The 17,927-nt window shown below is 64.4% G+C and carries 13 protein-coding genes; 2 read left to right on the forward strand and 11 right to left on the reverse strand.

Features of this window, described 5'->3' with window-relative positions; all coding sequences use genetic code 11:
• The first annotated feature begins 368 nt into the window (after positions 1 to 368).
• Positions 369 to 1,358, forward strand: coding sequence for a M35 family metallo-endopeptidase (locus tag P0D96_RS23880; RefSeq protein WP_408315584.1), 990 nt, complete (start codon positions 369 to 371; stop codon positions 1,356 to 1,358).
• A 232-nt stretch (positions 1,359 to 1,590) separates the two neighbouring features.
• Here P0D96_RS23880 and P0D96_RS23885 read toward each other — a convergent pair whose 3' ends face one another.
• The gene (locus P0D96_RS23885) at positions 1,591 to 2,568 is read right to left on the reverse strand and encodes an SDR family NAD(P)-dependent oxidoreductase (protein ID WP_408315586.1); all 978 of its coding nucleotides are present in this window, start codon (positions 2,566 to 2,568) and stop codon (positions 1,591 to 1,593) included.
• A gap of 121 nt (positions 2,569 to 2,689) precedes the next feature.
• Here P0D96_RS23885 and P0D96_RS23890 point away from each other — a divergent pair, with 121 nt between their 5' ends.
• Positions 2,690 to 3,268, forward strand: a complete 579-nt coding sequence (locus tag P0D96_RS23890; RefSeq protein WP_408293504.1) for a TetR/AcrR family transcriptional regulator — start codon at positions 2,690 to 2,692, stop codon at positions 3,266 to 3,268.
• A 202-nt stretch (positions 3,269 to 3,470) separates the two neighbouring features.
• On the opposite strand, the gene P0D96_RS23895 is transcribed toward P0D96_RS23890, so the two are convergent.
• The 10 genes from P0D96_RS23895 to P0D96_RS23940 all read right to left on the reverse strand — a co-directional run bounded on the left by P0D96_RS23895 (position 3,471) and on the right by P0D96_RS23940 (position 17,916).
• On the reverse strand, positions 3,471 to 5,273 hold the full coding sequence (locus tag P0D96_RS23895) for a hypothetical protein (protein WP_408178236.1): 1,803 nt from the start codon (positions 5,271 to 5,273) through the stop codon (positions 3,471 to 3,473).
• A 115-nt stretch (positions 5,274 to 5,388) separates the two neighbouring features.
• Entirely contained in the window at positions 5,389 to 6,522 is a 1,134-nt protein-coding gene (tssA, locus tag P0D96_RS23900; RefSeq protein WP_408315588.1) for a type VI secretion system protein TssA, read from the reverse strand.
• The gene (locus P0D96_RS23905) at positions 6,519 to 10,709 is read right to left on the reverse strand and encodes a type VI secretion protein IcmF/TssM N-terminal domain-containing protein (protein ID WP_408315590.1); all 4,191 of its coding nucleotides are present in this window, start codon (positions 10,707 to 10,709) and stop codon (positions 6,519 to 6,521) included. Before P0D96_RS23905 ends, tssA begins: the two co-directional genes overlap by 4 nt.
• 37 nt (positions 10,710 to 10,746) lie before the next feature.
• Complete coding sequence (locus P0D96_RS23910) at positions 10,747 to 11,499, reverse strand: DotU family type IV/VI secretion system protein (protein ID WP_408315591.1); 753 nt, start codon at positions 11,497 to 11,499, stop codon at positions 10,747 to 10,749.
• Between the two features lie 26 nt (positions 11,500 to 11,525).
• Positions 11,526 to 12,860 (reverse strand): type VI secretion system baseplate subunit TssK, encoded by a 1,335-nt coding sequence (gene tssK, locus P0D96_RS23915; protein ID WP_408293490.1) that lies wholly within the window; start codon positions 12,858 to 12,860, stop codon positions 11,526 to 11,528.
• A 73-nt stretch (positions 12,861 to 12,933) separates the two neighbouring features.
• Positions 12,934 to 13,512, reverse strand: coding sequence for a hypothetical protein (locus tag P0D96_RS23920; protein ID WP_408315593.1), 579 nt, complete (start codon positions 13,510 to 13,512; stop codon positions 12,934 to 12,936).
• Entirely contained in the window at positions 13,509 to 14,930 is a 1,422-nt protein-coding gene (locus P0D96_RS23925; RefSeq protein WP_408315595.1) for a dicarboxylate/amino acid:cation symporter, read from the reverse strand. The genes P0D96_RS23920 and P0D96_RS23925 overlap by 4 nt, the downstream gene beginning before the upstream one ends.
• The gene (gene cuyB / locus P0D96_RS23930) at positions 14,927 to 15,637 is read right to left on the reverse strand and encodes a cysteate racemase (protein ID WP_408315597.1); all 711 of its coding nucleotides are present in this window, start codon (positions 15,635 to 15,637) and stop codon (positions 14,927 to 14,929) included. The genes P0D96_RS23925 and cuyB overlap by 4 nt, the downstream gene beginning before the upstream one ends.
• A gap of 9 nt (positions 15,638 to 15,646) precedes the next feature.
• A complete protein-coding gene (locus P0D96_RS23935) occupies positions 15,647 to 16,921 on the reverse strand; it encodes a dicarboxylate/amino acid:cation symporter (protein ID WP_408178342.1) in 1,275 nt (424 codons plus the stop codon).
• Positions 16,922 to 16,941: 20 nt separating this feature from the next.
• Complete coding sequence (locus P0D96_RS23940) at positions 16,942 to 17,916, reverse strand: ABC transporter substrate-binding protein (RefSeq protein WP_408293480.1); 975 nt, start codon at positions 17,914 to 17,916, stop codon at positions 16,942 to 16,944.
• Between the last annotated feature and the right edge of the window lie 11 nt (positions 17,917 to 17,927).

A 17,927-nucleotide genomic window follows, 5' to 3' on the forward strand; every position in this document is an offset into this window, starting at 1 on the left:
GCGTTGGCAAAGATCCGTGGTGCCAGAGGGCAACTCTGATACGATAGTGATCGTTAAATCTGGCCGTTTTTTTACATGACTTTTAGAAGTCGAGACGTATAAAAAGATACTTGCGCACCAGTGGCAGCGCGCGCGTGACCAGCGTCAAAACGGACTATGCCGAGATACCTCCCGACTCTGTGTCCTGTGTCGTACCTAAGGCCGTTCAGCGGTGTCGATGAACCTCGTACTCGGACGCCACAATTCGTGCGTTGGTACAACCTCGAACACAAACACAGCGGCCTGAAATTCGTAACAAGAGACCTACCCCCGCCGGCAAGCAATACCGACACATCGAGCCAGCCAATCCAAACAAAGGAGTTTCGCTGATGGCTATCATGTCGCACGACGAGTGGAAGCGCCGCACCAGCCTGGCACTGAAACCGAGAAGCAAGCCGCTCAAGTTTCTCGATGCCTGCCTGAAGGAATATGACAAGAATCGCGGCTCGCGTCCCCATTTCGACGCCATCGTGGTCGCCTATCAGGCGTGGGCGGCAACCAAGGCCAGTGCAGAAGGCAGCGAACGCAATGCAAAGGGGGCGGTCAGCGACCTGCTGGCCCAACTCGTCGAATTCCGCGACCGGCACATGCCATTCGCGCATCGCGGCGGCGCACCGCTGCGGCCCAACGCGCTGCTGCTCGACATCAAGGAGGGCGCCAAGCTGCTTGGCGAGGGCAATCTCAGGCCGCAAATCAAGGTGAACATTCCGGTCGGCATCAAGGATATCGGACGTGGCACGGTGATCTGGGAAGAGTTCGACGACACGCAACTGCCCAAAGCGCGCCAAGGTTGGGCCGATGCCTTCGAATGCGCGGAGAAGGCCGTCGCTGCCATCGCGACGGTAGACGGCAATGCCGCCGAAGAGCAGCGCTTCCAGCGTTGGTTCGGCGCACCGACCCCGCAGGCGGTGGCCACGGTCAAGCAAGGCCTGCAGCAGATGCTGGATGCATTCAGCTCAAGCCCGGTGACGATCGTGCTGCGCGAAGATGTGACCGTCCACATCGTCAACGGCAACGATCCGTTCGACGAGATGGAGCAAGGCTTCAAAGGCGACGGCGTGTATGGCTATGTGTGGAACCATCATGCCGGGAGTGGCTATCGCATCATCATGGGCAAGTGGTTCCTCGCCGACCCGGATCCGCTCGAAGGGGCCGCGCAGACCATCTACCATGAACTCACGCATAAGGTGCTGAAGACCCAGGACCACGTCTACGGCAAGATCAAGTGCCGCGGTCTATCCGCGACAAACCAGGCGCATGCGTTGACCAACGCCGACAGTTGGGCCTTCTACGCGCTCAGTTTCATGAAGAACATCTGAGTGCCCGTTCGAAAAATGCGTCTGAATGGATGCTTTGAAGAAGCGTTGGCTGGACCTGAAGGATTTCATTGCGGATGGCACCGTGACCGACTGACTATCTCTCACGGCCGCGCTGGGCAAGCGCGGCCGCTACTCCAGTTCCAGGTCCAGCATCAACACTATGTCGTGCAGCGTGTACGAAAGTGAATTAGTGGCGTTGGAGAACCGTTGCAATGGCGTTCGACGCGCCATGTCAAAACGATTCACCAACCATCTCTTCGCTTTTGCGCCAAAGCGCGTCAGCGTTGGCGGCATCGAGCGCATAGCGTCGAACACCTTCGCTGACGGGCGTGATGACAACATCGTCGGCGACGGTTTCGCTCACGTGGCAGTTCTCGCAGTACCTGCCTCCGACCTCTTCGGCCGACGCCGCCACTGCGGCCCAGACCGAAGTCGCCGCCCCTTGTGGAACAGTCTTGAACTGAAACGGTCCTTTCCCTTCTGATGCAAGTTGAGTGTTGATCCTTTCGAGCAGCGCCGTCATCTGGCTTTCGTCCATGTGACGGGCGAGTTCCGTGTGAATCCCGCCCGGATGAACCGCGGCTGCGCGCACTCCACGCGCCCGATGTCGCTGATCGAAAGCCACCGCAAAGAGGATATTCGCCGTCTTGGCGCGCCCGTATGCAACGAACGGATCGTAAGGCGTACGCTCGAAGCTCGGGTCGTCGAGATCCACATCCGCGAAACGGTGCCCTGACGACGCGAGCATTACGACCCGGCCGCCAGCCGGAATCAGCGACGCCAGGCGGTTCACCAGCACGAAATGCCCCAGATGATTCGTGCCGAACTGCGTCTCGAATCCGTCCGTTGTCTTGCCAAAGGGAGTCGCCATCACGCCCGCGTTCGCGATGATGACGTCGATGGGTTTGCCGTCCTCTTGCAGCCTGTCGGCGCAAGCCCGAACACTCTCGAGGCTCGCGAGATCGAGCGCAATCAACTCGATGTCGCCGCCTGCGGCACCGGCCTCGCGCCGCGCGCCGGCAATCGCCTGCTTTGCCTTTTCCAGGTCTCTGGCTGCGCCGATAACGGTGGCCCCGCGTGCTGCGAGCGCCCGCGCAGTCTCCACGCCCAGTCCCGCGGACACGCCCGTCACAAGAATTCGCTTGCCATGAAGATCGACGCCCGCGAGCACGTCGTCCGTTGTCGAGGTCGCACCAAATTTCTCAGTCATTTCCGCCGCTCCAGCACAATCAAGGTTGACGTCATTCCCAGCCCGGGATAAAACGGAGCTTGCCTCCGTTTTTACGATACTAAACGGAGTCACCCTCCGTTTGCAAGCCTTCAACGTATAAATGAACGATCCGACGCCAAAAGAACGAAAACCTAGAGCCGACGCGCTGCGCAATCGCGAGCGCATTCTTGACGAAGCGAAAACGGCGTTCACGCGCGCCGCAGGCGAAATCAGCATGGAGGACGTCGCCCGTCAGGCGGGGGTCGGCGTAGGCACGCTCTACCGGCATTTTCCGACGCGCGAGGCACTGCTCGAGAGTGTCTACCGTGCCGAGGTCGCGAAACTCGCGGAAGAAGAGCGCAGACTGTCCGATTCACTGCCCCCACTCGATGCGTTGCGAGCCTGGATGTTGCTCTTCGTCGACTACATCGCCACGAAGAAGATCATCGCGCCAGCATTGAATTCGATCGTCGGAGGGCCGACGAAGCTATTCGAATCGTCCGGCGCGCAGATCAAGGACGCAATCCAGTCGCTCGTCACGCGCGCTATCGCGAGTGGGGATATCCGCCCTGATCTCGAGCCATTGGATCTGCTTCGCGCGCTCGTCGGCGTGTCCAATGTCGCGTCGGCTCCGGACTGGCAGCAAAGTGCAAAGAGGCTGGTCGATATACTTTTGCTTGGATCCAGGCGCCCCGACTAGTTTCAACAGCCAACGCCGCCGCACGGACAGCTCACGGACGACATGCCTGCCCTGAATCTTCGCGATGATCGAATTGAACGCCTGGCCTGCGCTGAATTTGAGTTTCTGCGTCACCGTTTCAGCCTCTCCTCTCAAGGTTGAAATCACGTGACGGGCGGCGCCATGAATCGGCGCCGTCCTCTTCAACTCAGGTCAGGTCAGGTCAGGTCAGCGGGTTATGTGGGTCATTCGTGAGATGCGTCCACGTGCCGCCCTGCCCGAAAATATTGGTGCCGACGCGATGATGTTTCGCACCGTAGCATTTGGTGCCCGCGTGGCGGCAGTTCTGATGACCATCGTCCTCGCGAAGCCATTCCGACACGCTCTGCTCCATCTTTTGCCAGAGGTCGTGTTCTTTTTCGCTCCAGTCGTAGCACTGCTTGCACAGCACATCGACGATACCGACGCAGGGGCCGGCGTAACGGCTCACCTTCTCCATCTGGGCGATGATTTCCGCGGTCTTGGTGGTGAACGCCATGGCGTCGTTGCACGATTTGATTTCCTGCGGCGACTCGTCGAGCGCCTTGAGCGCTTCGGCCGCCTTTTTGAAGTGCAGCATCAGCTTGGGCAACAGTTTTTCGATCCCGGCGCCCGCTTCCCGAATCTCGTTCGTGGCGTGCGCGTCCACCAGTGAGTGATCCAGCAGACTGGAACGGATGGGAATGCCATCCGCGCCCTTCAGCAAATTGAGGCCGATCTTGTCGCCCGCCAGCACCGCCGTGGAGACGCTGCCGGAAACGGCGCTCGCGCCGATCTTGGTCAACGCGCTCGCATCGCCGATGAACGGCATGAAGATCGAGCCCACCGAGAGCATTTCACTCAGCAATGCACCGGCTTTCTCGCTGCCTGTATTGCGGGTGTACCAATGCCCGGCCCGCCGTGTTGCGCGTGAGAAATAACCCGGGCGGTCCACCTGACGCCACACGGTATCGAGCAGCGCATCGAGACGGCGTCTATGCATGTTGTCGACGACCGACACACCGCCGGACCTCGCACGGGTCGTGACGGGCCGCTCCGCGCTGTAGTTCCAGGTCGCGCCGCTGGAAGCATGCATGCCCGCGACGATTTTATCGCGGGCCGCAATCATGCCCTCGAGCAGCGTGCTGATCTGCACCGCGCCCGGCGAGCCGGGCGCCGGCGCGACAGCAGCGAATGCGGCCGGCATGGTGGAACTCGCCTCGGCATGCCGCTTGGCAGGCATCGCCGCCGCGCCGCGTCTAACCGTCAAACCGCTGAACGGCGCGTAGCAAACGTCGTTACGGCCACCGCCCGGACAGCAGCTATGCTCGCCATGTTTTTCGAACCAGGTTTGCAATGCAGCGCTGATCTTCGCCTCGGCCGTACCCCATTGCTCGGTCAACTTCTTGTATTCGCCGAGATAGAAAATCAGCAGGTCGAGCACGGGCAGCGTGTAGTTGCGCACCTTGTCGCTGTGGTGAATGAAACGCGACAACGCCTTGACGTAGTTGATCGCTTCCTCGCAACTGATGAACTCGGGCACCGCCGCCGTCTCCACTTCCTTCACGATGGTGCGCATCATGGTGAAGTGATCGACCGCCCGGCGCAATGAGTCGCTCGCCTCGACCGTCAGGAACGCGCCGAGATCCTTGCCGGCGGCCGCCGTTGCAGCCGGATAGCGTTGCAGCCAATTGCGGTTCACGCGTCGCTCATTCGCGCCGATACTTTCGATGGCGTTCTTGATTGCATAGCTGCCCGCCGCGATACCGATCAACACCGGAATCGCAATGCCGCCGGTCGCGACGCCGGCAATCGCCACGCCCACCGTGATGGCTACGCCCACACCCAAGCTGACCTGGCTTTCGGTCTGCCAGGTCGAGACGAACGTTCTGGCCTGGTTGGACAGATAGTGCTTGGTGAGGCCCGTATGCGCCTTGGAAACAGATTCGAAGGCGTCGTGCATCATCATCCTCGCCGATCGCGTGGCGACTTCTGTTGAGTGAGGCATGACAATTCCTGAATAAACGGCGTATTGAATGAAGAAGAATGAAAACCCGTCCGCAACCGGCGACCTGCCCGGCGGGATTCACGCGACAAGGCGCGCCTTGCTCAACCGACCAATGTCACGGCAACCCAAGCATGGCGAGATAGCGGCTCAGATCGCCTTCCTGATGCACGACCTCGCGCAGCAGATCGGGCAACGGCATGCCGCCCCACGCCACGGCGCGACGCAGCAGATAAGGCGTCGGACTGTGCGGCTCATGCCTGGACAGATAGTCCGCGACGTCCTGCAACAGCCGGTAGGCGTGAACGCGATCGCGGATCGGACCGTGCGCAACGGCAGACGCCGCCGAAGCGAGCCGGGCATCGTCCCCGGACGCGTGCGAGGTGTGAAGATCGCCATCATGCGTATCGCTGAAGCCGGACGCGCTCTGAGCCGATTGATCTTCACCCGCCTGCGCGGCGTCGACGAAATGAGCCGACCCGGTTTGACGATCGCCTCGCAGCGACCGCGCCGCCCGTTGTAAGTCCATGAGTGCCTCCATGACACGCGAAAAACCCGGAGCGTCGGGACCCAGACGCTCGTCGAGGCCGCGCTCCAGCGTCGCGGTGATGTCGAGCGCCGCGCCGACGCACTCCTCCAGCCGCAGCAGATCGGCGAGGTTGCTGCCTTTATCGACCTCGCCATCCAGGAACTCGCGCGTGAGACCCTCGTCGCGCTCCGAAGGACGTCCCGTGATACGCGACCAGTCGTCCAGATTGATCGACGACGGCTCGATGCTCAGACTCAGAAGCGGGATTTGCAGCCGCAACACCAGCGCGAGCGTGTGGTTGATCCACACGAACGGCGCAACCCGCGCGTCGGCATCGCCGTCTTCGAGTTGCGGATAGCCGTGCTCCCAGAACTGCCCGGCGAGCGCATGCATAAGCCGCATGCCGTCCACGAAACCGTCCATGCGGCGTTGATGCGTCCACGCCTCGCACAGCCACGCCGCGAGCTGGAAGTCCTTGCTACGCGTGCGCAGCGCATCGCTCGTGAGCGTCGCCACGGTTTTCCAGTCGGCTTTGGTTAGCGGACGCTCCCACTCGCGCATCGGCAGCGTGGGATCGTCCTGACGCCGCGCGTCGCGGATCTGCTGGTACACGGGATCGTTGCGCAGCGAAGTGCCCACGCCGTCGCCATGGTCGAGCGGCGCGAGCAAGGCGTCGAAGCCGGCGCTGGCCGGCGCGCGTTCCAACACAAGGGATGCGTTCATAGCGAGGTCCATTCAGGCGCACGGGTCGGAAAACTGGCGGGCCACGGCAGCGCGGTTTTCTTACCTGTCGGGCTCAGCACGAGCCGCACGAAAACCTGGCCGCGCGCCTGCTTCGGCAGCAGGGCTTCGTCGGCGACATTCACCACGCCGAGAGGAAACTCGAACTTCAGCAGTTGCGAGGTGTTGCCGCCGCGCGCGCCCGCATCGGCCATCCGCTGCCGGGCGATGAAAGACATCAGCGCCCACGGATCGCTGAACTGCCAGGTCAGCGTGCGGCCGTCAGTCGAATACGCGCGCTGCTGCGGATCGCTAGCCGCCTGCAGCGGCGAATCCTTCGCGAAGCGCAGCGAGAGCGAGACCGGCATGCCGTATTCCCAATGCAGCGGATGCTGCGCGTCATGCAGGGAAACGCTCTGGTCGCCCACCTTCAAAGTCCAGTCGATCACCTGATTCGCGGCGATTTCCCCGCTGCGGTTGGCGCGAAAATCGACACTGACGTCCAGTCCCGCCGGCGCACCATCGGTGGCCGGATACAGCGGCGAGAGCAAGGCATCGACCTGGTCGAAGTTGTCGACGAACTGGCGGATTGGCGTGTTGCCGCCCATCACCCGCTCGCCCGCGCCGTTGCGCGCCTGCTGGAACACATGCGAGACGCGCTCGTAATGGCGCAGCGCCTGGCCCACTTCGTTGAAGTCGGCGGTGCCGACGTCAGCCGTCGTGCCGCGCGTCGGCACGCCAAACGGCGCATGTCCGCCCACGCCCTGGTTGAACGCGCTGGCAAAGCCGGCCCATTGCTGACTCAGGTCCGCGACATAGCCCTGACCGCAGCGCGCGAGCAGCGCATCGTACAAACGCGCATGCAGCGTGCTGAAGTAGTCGCCGGACGCGAGCCCGGACGGCCGTGCCGGGAAACGCCCGAGACAGTCGCCCGCGCCCGGATCGGCCGCCACTGTCTGCACGAACTGCTCGAGTGCGAACAGGCTGCTATTCGGGTTCTTCAACTGATAACGATCCAGGTCGCGCACGATCGCCTGCCAGCGCATCGCGAGCGGCGAGCCGGTATCGCCCGGCCCGAGCGCCGCGAGATACACTGAGGCCTGACGGCCGAGCGCAATGGCGCGCGTCGCCTGTTGATCGAGATACGCGCCGAGCGAGCCCGCGTCGTTGATGCCGAACGCCGCCAGCATCGTCGTGCGCGCACCGCTCACGGCGAGCGGCGCGGGCCGCGTCGAATACAGTTCCGAGCGCGCCAACGCATCGTCGACGAGCCGCAGATGCGCGAGCGCGTCGCGCGACACGAGCGTGTCGAGTTCGTCGAGTTGCGTGCTGGCGCCCATGTCGGCGAGCGCGGCGCGAATCTTGACGAGCCGCAGGCGCGCGGCCTCGAACGCGGCACTGTCGCCTTCGCCCTGCGCGGGCGCCACCGCGGCCGCCGCGGCGACCTGATCCGAGATCAGCCGCGCGAACTGCGCGTCGAGCGCCTGCTCGACGGCCGGCTGCACCGCTTCGGGCAAGCTCGCGAGACCGTCGGCGAGGAAACGCTTGCGCACGTCGCCGAGTGCCAACGCCTGATCGAGTTGCGCGCGATCCCACACGACGATTGAACCGTCCGGCACTTCCGGTAGATTCAGGTTACGCGGCGCGACCATGAACGGCTGATTGAGCAGCTTGCCGAGTCCGTCGCGCAGTGCGATACGCTCGGGCGCGACTTCGTAGCGCGCGCCTTTATCGGCCCACACGATGCCGCTATCCGGGCCGCCGAAGCTCAACACCATCTGGCTTCGGAATGCCTGGAACCCGCTGGCCGAGCGTTCGCGCGTACGGCCGACGAGGTCCGGGCCGAGCAGACGGTTCTGTGCCGCGCGTGCAAAAGTACGGTCGTAGACCGAGCCCGGCGCGAACTGCGTCTGGCGCATCCATGCACCCTCGCCGGTGGCGAGCAGATCCTGCTCCGTACCGATGCCCGCGGCGATCGCGCGGTAATTGCCGGTGACCTTGGCAAAATCCGCCGTGCCCGCGTCCGCCACGGAGAGCGTGTTCAGATGCGAACTCACCGATTGCTCGGCGGCCAGCAGCGGATTGGACGTGAACAGCGCGTCGTCGACCTGTTGCGCGCCCTTATCGAAAGAACAACGCAACGCTTGCTGCACGGTCGGCAGACTGATGCCGCCGGTGCCGTCGGTGGCATACGCGCCGCCGTGACGTGCGTTGCGATAGAAATACGGCAGGCTCGCCGCCACGTTGCCTTGCAGTTCGGCGCCGAACGCGTAGCGCACCGCGAGCCGCAATGCGTCGGCGTTCTCCGGCGAAGGCTGCTGCAAGCGCTCCATCGCCTGCAGCGCGGCATCGAGCTGATCTACCGAGCCGACATAGCGCTGCAGCGCCCGCATCGACGGCTGGTCTTCGGGCGCGAGGCTCGCCGCCAACGGCGTGTCCGCGCCAAGCATCTGCGGGGCCGCGCAATCGTCGCCGACAATCAGTTGTCCCGTGCCGGGATCGCGCGCGACGTCGGTCAACTGCCCGACATGCGCGAGTATTTCGCGCTCGAGCGCCGTCACCGCGATGCCGCCGAATTCACGCTCGAAGCGTTCGCGCACGCGCTCGTTCAGATCGTCGACGATGCTCCACGAGCCGGGCATGAACACCGTCCACGCGGTGCCGGTTTGCAGCCGGTCGTTCAGACCGATCAGCGCCAGCGCCTTGCGGCGATACCAGTCAGCCGGCAATTGCACGCCGCCCTGCTCGGCCGCCGCGCGCTCCTGACCATCCTTGCTCAATTCGCCGAGCGCCGTGACCAGCGCGACATTGCGATGACTGAGCTGAACCGTCGCGACCACCAGACCGAGCCCCCAGCCGCCGAGCAGCACGATGCCGCCCCAGCGCAACGCGCGATGCAGCACCGGGCGCGTGAGATGCTGCGAGCGCGAAGGACGCGTCAGCCCGTATTCGAGGAAAATCTTCTTGTCGAATAGATCCCGCAGGAAGGCCGGGCGCAGCATCAGATCGTTCACGCTGCGGCCGGCGTCGTAGCCCTGTGTGCCGCCGTCGGCAGACGCCTCGCGAGCGACCACCAGCGCCGTGCCGCTGTCACCGTCGGCAGTTGCGTCCGATCCGACGAGCGCGGGTTCCGCGCCACGCCCATAGGCGTCCGGTTCGCCGTTCAGATAATCGAGTGCCGGCGCGGCGACGCTGCGCTGCGCAAGCTCGCTGCTGTCGCCGGTCAGATAAATGCCGCGGAAGAAGAACGGCTCGTGATAGGCGCTCGGGCGCAGCAACTCGTCGATATAGAGCTGCAATTGCGCGCGCATCGCGTCGATGCGTGCGGGCAGCAGCAGACATTCACGCGCGTCGAGATCGCCGGTGTCGAGCGTAAACAGTTCGGCACTGGCGTCGGAGACTGCCCGTTCGATATTGCCCAGCGCCGTATCCACCCAGTCCGACTGGTAGGTAACCGAAAGATCGAACGGCGAGGACCAGCCGAGCATGCTGGCGCGCAACGGCTCCGGCAATGCGCGGGCAAAACTCGCGAAACCGGTGAGCGCTTCGCAGCCGGTCACGACGACATACACCGCGAAGCGCATCGCAAAGCGGTTCTGCGCGAGCCACAGCCGGCGATGCGCGAGCTTCGCGTGGCGCACGAGTTCGAGCTGCGCGTCGGTATTGTCGGCGAGCAGCATGGCGGCCGGCACTGTGATCACAACCGAATCGAACGGCCGCTGCGGCCGGTAGTTGCGGCACAGGCTGAGAAATTCGTCCCACGGCTTTTCGTCGCCCTCTTCATCCGGCGAGCCAAGGTAGGCCGCCTTGATGTCGACGACAATGCCGCGATCGAAGAACTGCCACGAGATGCCTTGCGTCGCCGCGGGACTCGCGGCTTCGGCACTCAGCACGCTCGCCACGCCCGACTGCGCGATCGGCAAAGGCCGTGGGTCTTCGCCTTCGTTGAGCACCAGCACCCAGGGAATGTTGTAGCGCTCGGCGCGCGACGCGATGTTGCCCTCGACCAGTTCGACCGCCTGACGAAACGCGTTGCGCAGCGAGTCGGCCCGCAGACGCACGATCTTGCGTTCTGCCTGCGGCTTGGCCTGCGCGCCATGCAACGCGAAATACACCACCACGCCGAGCACCGTGCACACCACGATGATCAACAGCGCGAGCGACAATAAAAACAGATTGCTGGTCAGCATGCGCACACTCCCGCCGACAACGAACGATTCGCGCGCGTCATGAACTCACTCCCGTCACCGCGTCGCCGCGCAGCGCCGCGCGCACCGGCCACGACTGCCACAGCCACAGCATCTCCGAAATCGCCAGCAGCGCGGCGAGCGCTAGCAGGCCGATCACGGTCCAGCGGCTCACCGACGGCAGCTTGCGCGGCGCGATGTGCGAGATCGTATTGCCGTAGGCGGCGTCCGCCAGCACGCGGTCGCGGCCGCCGAGATCGGCGCGCCGTTGATAGACGAACTCGTACAACTCTTCGCGGTAGCTGCGCAACCGCGCAGCGCCGTCCGCGCCACGAAAACGGCCCTGAAAACCCATGGCGAGCGCGAATAGGCAGATCCGCGCGACATCGCGGCGCGACGGTTCGCGATCGGACAGCAGTTGCTCGATCTTGCGAAACACGAGGTCCCCCGCCATGTTGGTGCGAAACAGCGTCGATTCGAGCAGATAGGCCGTCCACCGATCGCGACCCGTCCACGGCGTGTTGAGCAGGATCTCATCGGCGAGCACTGCTTTCAGGTAACGCGCGTCCGCGAGATTCTCCATGTCGAAGCGCGTGCTGTCGCGATGCGACTGCAAGGTCTGCACTTCCAGCAGATTCAGCAAATGCCGGCTCATGCCTTGCGCGGCGAGTTCCCCATCTGCCTCGGGCGCTTCCGAGAAGCGCTTCTGCGCTTTCGCGAGCTCGTCGAGAAAGACGCGAAACTGCGTGACCACCAGGTCGTTTTCTTCAGATTCGATTCGATTGCGTGCCATGCCCGCCTACCTTTATTCCCCGACCATCAGCCTTTGACGAACAGCAGCATTTCCTGCGGCCGCTGCGCGCTCGCGCCTTCATTCGGATTGCTGATGACAAGTGTTTCGCTGGCGACCACGAGAGCCGGGTCGGCCTGAATCTCGAACAACAGATAACCGGAGCCGGAGCGGATGCCCAACTCTTCCGCGTAGTCGACCGCACGCCGCGTCGCGCCCAGCACACGGCGGCTGCGCAGCGACGCATAGACCGACTGCGAACCGACCACGGCACCTTCCATCCACGCGAGTAAATCGCGGTCGGACTGCCCGCGCAGGCCGACCACCACGCGCTCGCCCAGCCATTCCGGGTTCAGTGCGATCTCGAATGCGTCGTGACGGAATTCGAACTTGTGCTCGCGATACCCTTCCGCGACTTCGGAAACCGCATCGCGCAAGGTGCGTAGCAACGGCGTGAAGACCGTCAGCGGATCACCGTGGTCGTAGTCGGGCGGCACCGGCGGCAGGCCACCCGGCACCAGCATGCTCAGCGTGCCGCTCAGCGACGCGAGCGCGTGATAGAGCGCCAGCGGATGCAGATGCGGCGTGCGCAACACCGCTTCGGCAAACGGCAGCGCGGCGAGCAGGCTGCGCAGCCGGTCTTTCAGTTCGAGCTGCGTCAGCCGGTCGTCGACCTTCGACGAAGGATTCGCCGTCTGGCGCGCGACGAAAGCCGCCTTGCCGCGCAACTGGCCGAGCAGCGCGGACACGTTGGCCCATAGCGGCGTGTCGCGCGAGACTTCGATCAGCGGCGGCAAACGCTCGGCCAGACGCACCACTTCGTTGTCGCGGTACACGGTGCCAAGGCGCAGCGACACCATCCGCGCCGGCGGCAACTCGCCCGCGCTCAGCACGAGGTTCGGCAGCAGGCGCGGCACGTCGGCGGGCGGCGCCTCCGAGATTTCATCTTCCACGGGCGCGCCGAGCGTCGAGCGGAAGCGGCGAGCTTCGCCGTCGCGCCGCATCGACGCCGTAACCGGCAACGTTACGTAGAAATCGACCGGCCCTTTGGCCAGTGCTTCGATATACGGTTCGAGCGACAGATCGAGGCGTCCGTGCTGGCTTGCATCGGCGGAGTACGAAACGGCCGTGCCGTCGGGCATGATCGCGTCGAGCGCGAGCACGCGCACCATGCCGGCGGGAAGCAACCCCGTGTCCAGCACAAGGCGCCGCACGCCCCAGCTGAACGGCGCCGCGGCCAGTGTCTGCCACGCGACCAGCGAATCGACCCGCGCGCTCATCAACTGGAAGTGCTGCGGCGAGAGCAGCATGCCCTCATGCCACTCGACACGGTCGACAACCGGCATCACACGATCGGACATCATGCCTGCTCCGGTGCTGTGCCGCGGGCATACGCCGGCGCGGATTGGATTGAATTCATGGCGAGTCCAGACGCTGTCATTTCACAGCCGATACGGAAAATGTGTGGTTATCCAGTTGCACGGCGACGACGCCGTTCAACGGTTCGATCCGCACGCGATGCGCGCCCGGATCCGCATAATTGGCAAACAGAAACGCGGCGAGCACCCGCGGCCGGCCGAAGACATCGCTCGGCACGTCGATCCGCTGACCGGGCACCAGCTCCCAACTCTTGTACTGGACCGATTTCGGGAACGTGCTCGCCAGATCGGCGCGCGCCGCGAACCATTTCGAAGCCGGCAATTCGGCGATCCTCGCGAGCAAGGCGTCGTCGGTGACGAACACCACGTCGACCGCGACGGGGCTGTTGTTGTTGACGTCGTCAGTTGCGACGAGGCTCAGGCGATCCCAGCTCACCTTGTCGCCCTTGCCGCCGAACATCGTGCAGCCGCTCATGAGACCCATCACGCAGCACGCGAGCAACGCGAAGCGCAGGCGCCGTGCGATGCGGCGAATGCCGGCCAGCCATGCGAATTGCGCCACGCGCTTTGCCGCCATGCCTGCCGCCTCGCCCAGCCCGCGTGCGTTGCCGTTCAGAACCGCTCGCCCCTTCGTCATTTCGCTCCTACTCCCACGCCCATCAGGACAATCAGCGACGCCGCGAGCAACACGCAGCCCGTCGCCAGCGCGAGTTGCCCGCGCGTGAATGCAAAGCGCAGCACCGCCGCGCCTTCCTGCTGCACGCCGATTTCGACGAACGGCGTGCGCTCGGCCGGCAAACCCGCCGACACCAGCGCGACCACCGTGCAAACCGACAGCAGGCTCAACAGATTGCGCGGCCCCTCGCAGATCAGATCGACGGCGATCAGCAACACGCCCGCCGCCTCGACCGGCAATTGCAGCATCGACAACACCATGCCGACGTAACCAATCCCCGCCACCCCGCTGCGTCCCGCCGACACGAACGCGGCCACCGTGGCCGCCGCGCCGGTCAGCACCAGTTCGCCAACCCCGAGCGGCCGCTCGTACAGGTTCGCGATGAAGACGGTGGCGAGCGCGAAATACAGCGCCGAGCCTGCGCGCACGAACACGCTGCCGAACGGCACCACGAGTTCCGCGACGCCGCGGCTGAAACCCAGCCGCGTGCTCATCGCTTCGATCGCGTGCGGAATCGGCGCGGTGGCGCTGCCCGACATCAGACCCACGAGTACCGACGGCTTGAGCGCCGAAATCACCCGGCCAAGCGGCTCGCGCGTGCGCGACGCGATCACGAGCACGGCGGCGCCGCACAGCAGCACCGCGCATAGAACAAAACTGAGCAGGAAACCGCTCATCGCATCGAGCGTCGCGTGCTCGGTCTGCGCGGCGATATGCGCGGCGGTGCCGAATGCAAGCACCGGCAGCAGCAGGTTGGCGTATTCGATCAGATTCTCGAGGGTCCGGTAGATGCCCTCGAATACGCTGTGCAGCACCCGTGTCTGCTCGCTCGACAGTGCGGCGAACGCCATGCCGAACAGGATCGTGCCGGTGAGAATGCCAAGCGCGTGCCCGCCGGCCAGCACGCGATAGAAGTTGTCCGGAATCACGTCACGCAGCGCGAGCGCGCCCGCCGCGACGCTTGCGGGATCGCTGCCGAACAGTTTCATGCGCATGTCTTCGGCGTCGCTCGCGCTTTGCAGCACGAGCTGACCGAGCTGCCGGTGCGCCGCGTCGGACAGATGCAGACCGGGCGCGGCCACCAGACCCGCCAGCGCGCCGCCCGCCGCGCACACGACGACGATGCCCACCGCGAGCGCCAGCATCGTGCCGATCCGCCAGCCCGGATGCGATAGCAGCATCAACTGGCGCAAGCCGAAGAACATCGCCACCATCAGGAGCGGCACGGCCGCCATGTTGACCAGCGCGAGATAGATTTGCCCGACAAAAAACGCAAAGCCACCGACCGGCGCCACGAATGCGCCCGCCAGGCCGCCGAGCACGAGGCACAGCAGCAGCATTAGCGTGCTGTTCGAAAGACGCTTGAGCGTACGCATCATGAGCGCATGTTCCAGCCGCGCGTCATCCCGTACGACACCGTGACGCGCGCCAGTTCGAGCGTGCTGTCGATCAGCATCATCGGGGGCGTTGCGATGCGGCGGGCGGCAAGCGGAATTTCCGTGCAGCCCATCACCGCGGCTTCGGCGCCACGCGCGGCGAACTCGGCGAGTGCCGCCGCAAGTTCGGCCGCCGACGCGTCGAGGTCGCCCGCCTTGACGGCGTCGATACAGGCGTCGATATGTTGCTGGGTTGGTCCGCTGGGCACGAGTGGCTCGATGTCATGGCGCTCGAGGATCTTCTGATACAGACCGGCTGCCAGCGTGCCGCCCGTCGCCAGCACGGCGGCGCGGCGCGTGCCGCGTGCGATCGCGGCGACGCAGGCTTCGGCGATGTGCAGGATCGGCGCGCGGCTGCGTGCCCGCATCGCGTCGTACCAGTAGTGGGCCGAATTGCAAGGAATGGCGATCAGATCGACTTCGTTGCGATTGAGCATGTCGATGCCGGCCAGCAGCGCGGGCAACGGGTCCGCGCCACTCTTCAGCATGGCCTTCGAGCGATCGGGAATGTGCGGCAGATTCGCGACCAGCAGCGGCAAGTGTTCCTGGTCGCACGTCGCGCCCGCCGCACTGGTGAGCTGGATCACACGGTCGAAGAAGTCGACCGTTGCAAGTGGGCCCATGCCCCCGAGAATGCCAATCAGCCCCATTTGGGATTCCTAGATCTTCAGCGGACGCGGACAGATCACCGTCACCGCGGCCGTATTGCCGATCACGAGAATCAGCGTGCGCAGCATGTCGCACAACGGATCGACGGCGAGGAACAGAATGAAGGCTGCTTCGAACGGCAGGCTGAGATAGACGCAGGTCATGCCGACCAGCGACACGGTCACGAGACCCGTCATGCCCGCCGATGCAAAACCGGCCAGCACCGAGGCCAGCAGCACCGTGCACACCTCGGCGACGCCGAGCGGGTGGCCGTACAGTTGCGCGATGAAGAGCGTCGCGCACACGTAATACACCATCGGCCCGACCCGCAGCAGCGAGACGGTCAGCGGCACCATCAGCTCGACCCGCGAGCGGGCGAAGCCGAGCCCGTCCACGAGGCTTTCGATCATGCTCGGCATGCAGGCCGCGCTGTTGCGCGTGGCCAGCGCCAGCGCGAACGGCGCGCGCAAGGCGTCGAGCGTCGTGCCGAGCGAGTGGCTGGAGCGCTTCCAGATCACGACGGCGGCGAGCGAGATCAGCAACAGCGAGACCACGAAGAACGCGATCACGAATTGCAGCATCGCGTGCAGCGGCCCGACGCCTGATTTGCCGAGCTGCGCGGCGCTCATGCAAAAGAGAATCAGTGGCAGCGGATAGCTCAGCCAGTGCATCAGTTTCTGGCACGCGTGATAAACGGTTTCAAGCGCCTGGCTCAGGCCGACCGAGATCCGCTCCGGCACGCGGCCCACCGCGAGACCGAACAGCAGCGCGAACACCAGCGCCTTGAGCGCGTCGCCGTTGGCGAGCGCGGCGAAGATATTGGTCGGCACGAGGCTGGTCAGCACGTCGTAGAGGCTCACGCCTTTCTCCGCCGCGTCTGTGCCGTACAGGTTCATCACCGTTTCGTTCGAGGTCGATTCGTTGCCGACCATCAACCCGAACGTATGCATGGTCGCGGTGGAAAGATTCACGCCGGGCCGCATCACCAGCAACACCAGCGCGCCCACCACGGCGACCGTCAGCGAGGCGCCGATAAACACCGTGACCACGCGCAGCAGCAGCTTCGAGGTGCCGCCGTCGCGGAACAGCCGCTGCAGACTGAAGATCACCGCCGACACCATGAACGGCAGCGTCGTCATCTTCAGCAAGTTCACATAGATGTCGCCGACAATCGCGAACTTCTGCGACAGTTCCGGCAGCAGCAAGCCGAACGTGCCGCCGAGCGCGAGGCTGCCGATCACCGCCCACGGGTTCACAGCCAGCGCGTAAATCCTGTTTGTATTGATCATGTCTGTGTGAATCCCGGTTAATCGTTGGACGCTTGCAGCAGCGTCATCACGTCGATCTTGTTGGTCCGCTCGGCAAGGAACTGATTGACGAACGCGAGCAACGCCGGGTTGCAGACATTCACGCCGATCGAGATGGTGTCGTCCAGATCTTCGAGCGTCACCACACGCAAGCGCAGCGAAGCGGTCGGATCGACCTTGAGCACATGCTTGACTTCGAATTCGTCGCGATAGGCGGCCGTGACCTCGCCCGCGTCGAGCGCCTTGAGGAGCGCATCCCAGCTCGGGTAGCTGATCACCTTGGCATGCGGGAAATTGCTCACCACATAGGTCGCATACGACGAGTTCGTCACCACGCCGATCGTGCCGTCATAGACGCGCACCACGTCAGGCACGGCGCGGCCGCGCGCGAGCTGCGCGAACTTCACGCGGTTGAGCAGCAAGGCGCGATGCAAACGGATGTACGGCGTGCTGAAGCTGACCACTTGCGCGCGTGAAAGCGTGCGCGAGAGTTTGCTGATCGCCATGTCGGCGTCGCCGTTCGCGAGCAGGCTGACCACGCTGTCGAAGGTTTTGGCGTCGCGATTGAAGCGCACTTTCACGCCGAGCTTCGCGGCGATTTCCTTGGCCATATCGATATCGATGCCGACCAGTTGACCGTGCTGCTGTTCGAAAAACGGCGGCTGATCGACGCCGAGCACCGCAACCACGAGTTCGCCGCGCGTCACGATGCGTGCGAATTCCGGCGCGAGCACCCGGCCGTCGGGCATCCGCACGAGTCCGGTCGAGGTGGTCGGCAAGGCCGCGACTCCGCTCACCGCCACCTGAGGCGGCTGAGCGGCGGCGGACGCCGTGGACGCCGCCCAGGCCGGCGCGGCAACCAGCGTCAAACCGGCCGCGAGCGCCGAACTCCAGCGGGACAGCCCGCGTAGCGCACGCGTTACGCGCGAACCGCACGACGGCTGCGAAGAAGCAAAGAAAGACGGAAACGACATCTCGTGTACCG

This window comes from Paraburkholderia sp. RL17-347-BIC-D, from assembly GCF_046027915.1.
Taxonomy (GTDB): domain Bacteria; phylum Pseudomonadota; class Gammaproteobacteria; order Burkholderiales; family Burkholderiaceae; genus Paraburkholderia.

Bases quoted from the DNA above. Each gene is read 5' to 3' on its own strand.
- P0D96_RS23880 (WP_408315584.1), top strand. From the start codon at position 369: ATGGCTATCATGTCGCACGACGAGTGGAAGCGCCGCACCAGCCTGGCA.
- P0D96_RS23885 (WP_408315586.1), bottom strand. From the start codon at position 2,568: ATGACTGAGAAATTTGGTGCGACCTCGACAACGGACGACGTGCTCGCG.
- P0D96_RS23890 (WP_408293504.1), top strand. From the start codon at position 2,690: ATGAACGATCCGACGCCAAAAGAACGAAAACCTAGAGCCGACGCGCTG.
- P0D96_RS23895 (WP_408178236.1), bottom strand. From the start codon at position 5,273: ATGCCTCACTCAACAGAAGTCGCCACGCGATCGGCGAGGATGATGATG.
- tssA (WP_408315588.1), bottom strand. From the start codon at position 6,522: ATGAACGCATCCCTTGTGTTGGAACGCGCGCCGGCCAGCGCCGGCTTC.
- P0D96_RS23905 (WP_408315590.1), bottom strand. From the start codon at position 10,709: ATGCTGACCAGCAATCTGTTTTTATTGTCGCTCGCGCTGTTGATCATC.
- P0D96_RS23910 (WP_408315591.1), bottom strand. From the start codon at position 11,499: ATGGCACGCAATCGAATCGAATCTGAAGAAAACGACCTGGTGGTCACG.
- tssK (WP_408293490.1), bottom strand. From the start codon at position 12,860: ATGATGTCCGATCGTGTGATGCCGGTTGTCGACCGTGTCGAGTGGCAT.
- P0D96_RS23920 (WP_408315593.1), bottom strand. From the start codon at position 13,512: ATGACGAAGGGGCGAGCGGTTCTGAACGGCAACGCACGCGGGCTGGGC.
- P0D96_RS23925 (WP_408315595.1), bottom strand. From the start codon at position 14,930: ATGATGCGTACGCTCAAGCGTCTTTCGAACAGCACGCTAATGCTGCTG.
- cuyB (WP_408315597.1), bottom strand. From the start codon at position 15,637: ATGGGGCTGATTGGCATTCTCGGGGGCATGGGCCCACTTGCAACGGTC.
- P0D96_RS23940 (WP_408293480.1), bottom strand. From the start codon at position 17,916: ATGTCGTTTCCGTCTTTCTTTGCTTCTTCGCAGCCGTCGTGCGGTTCG.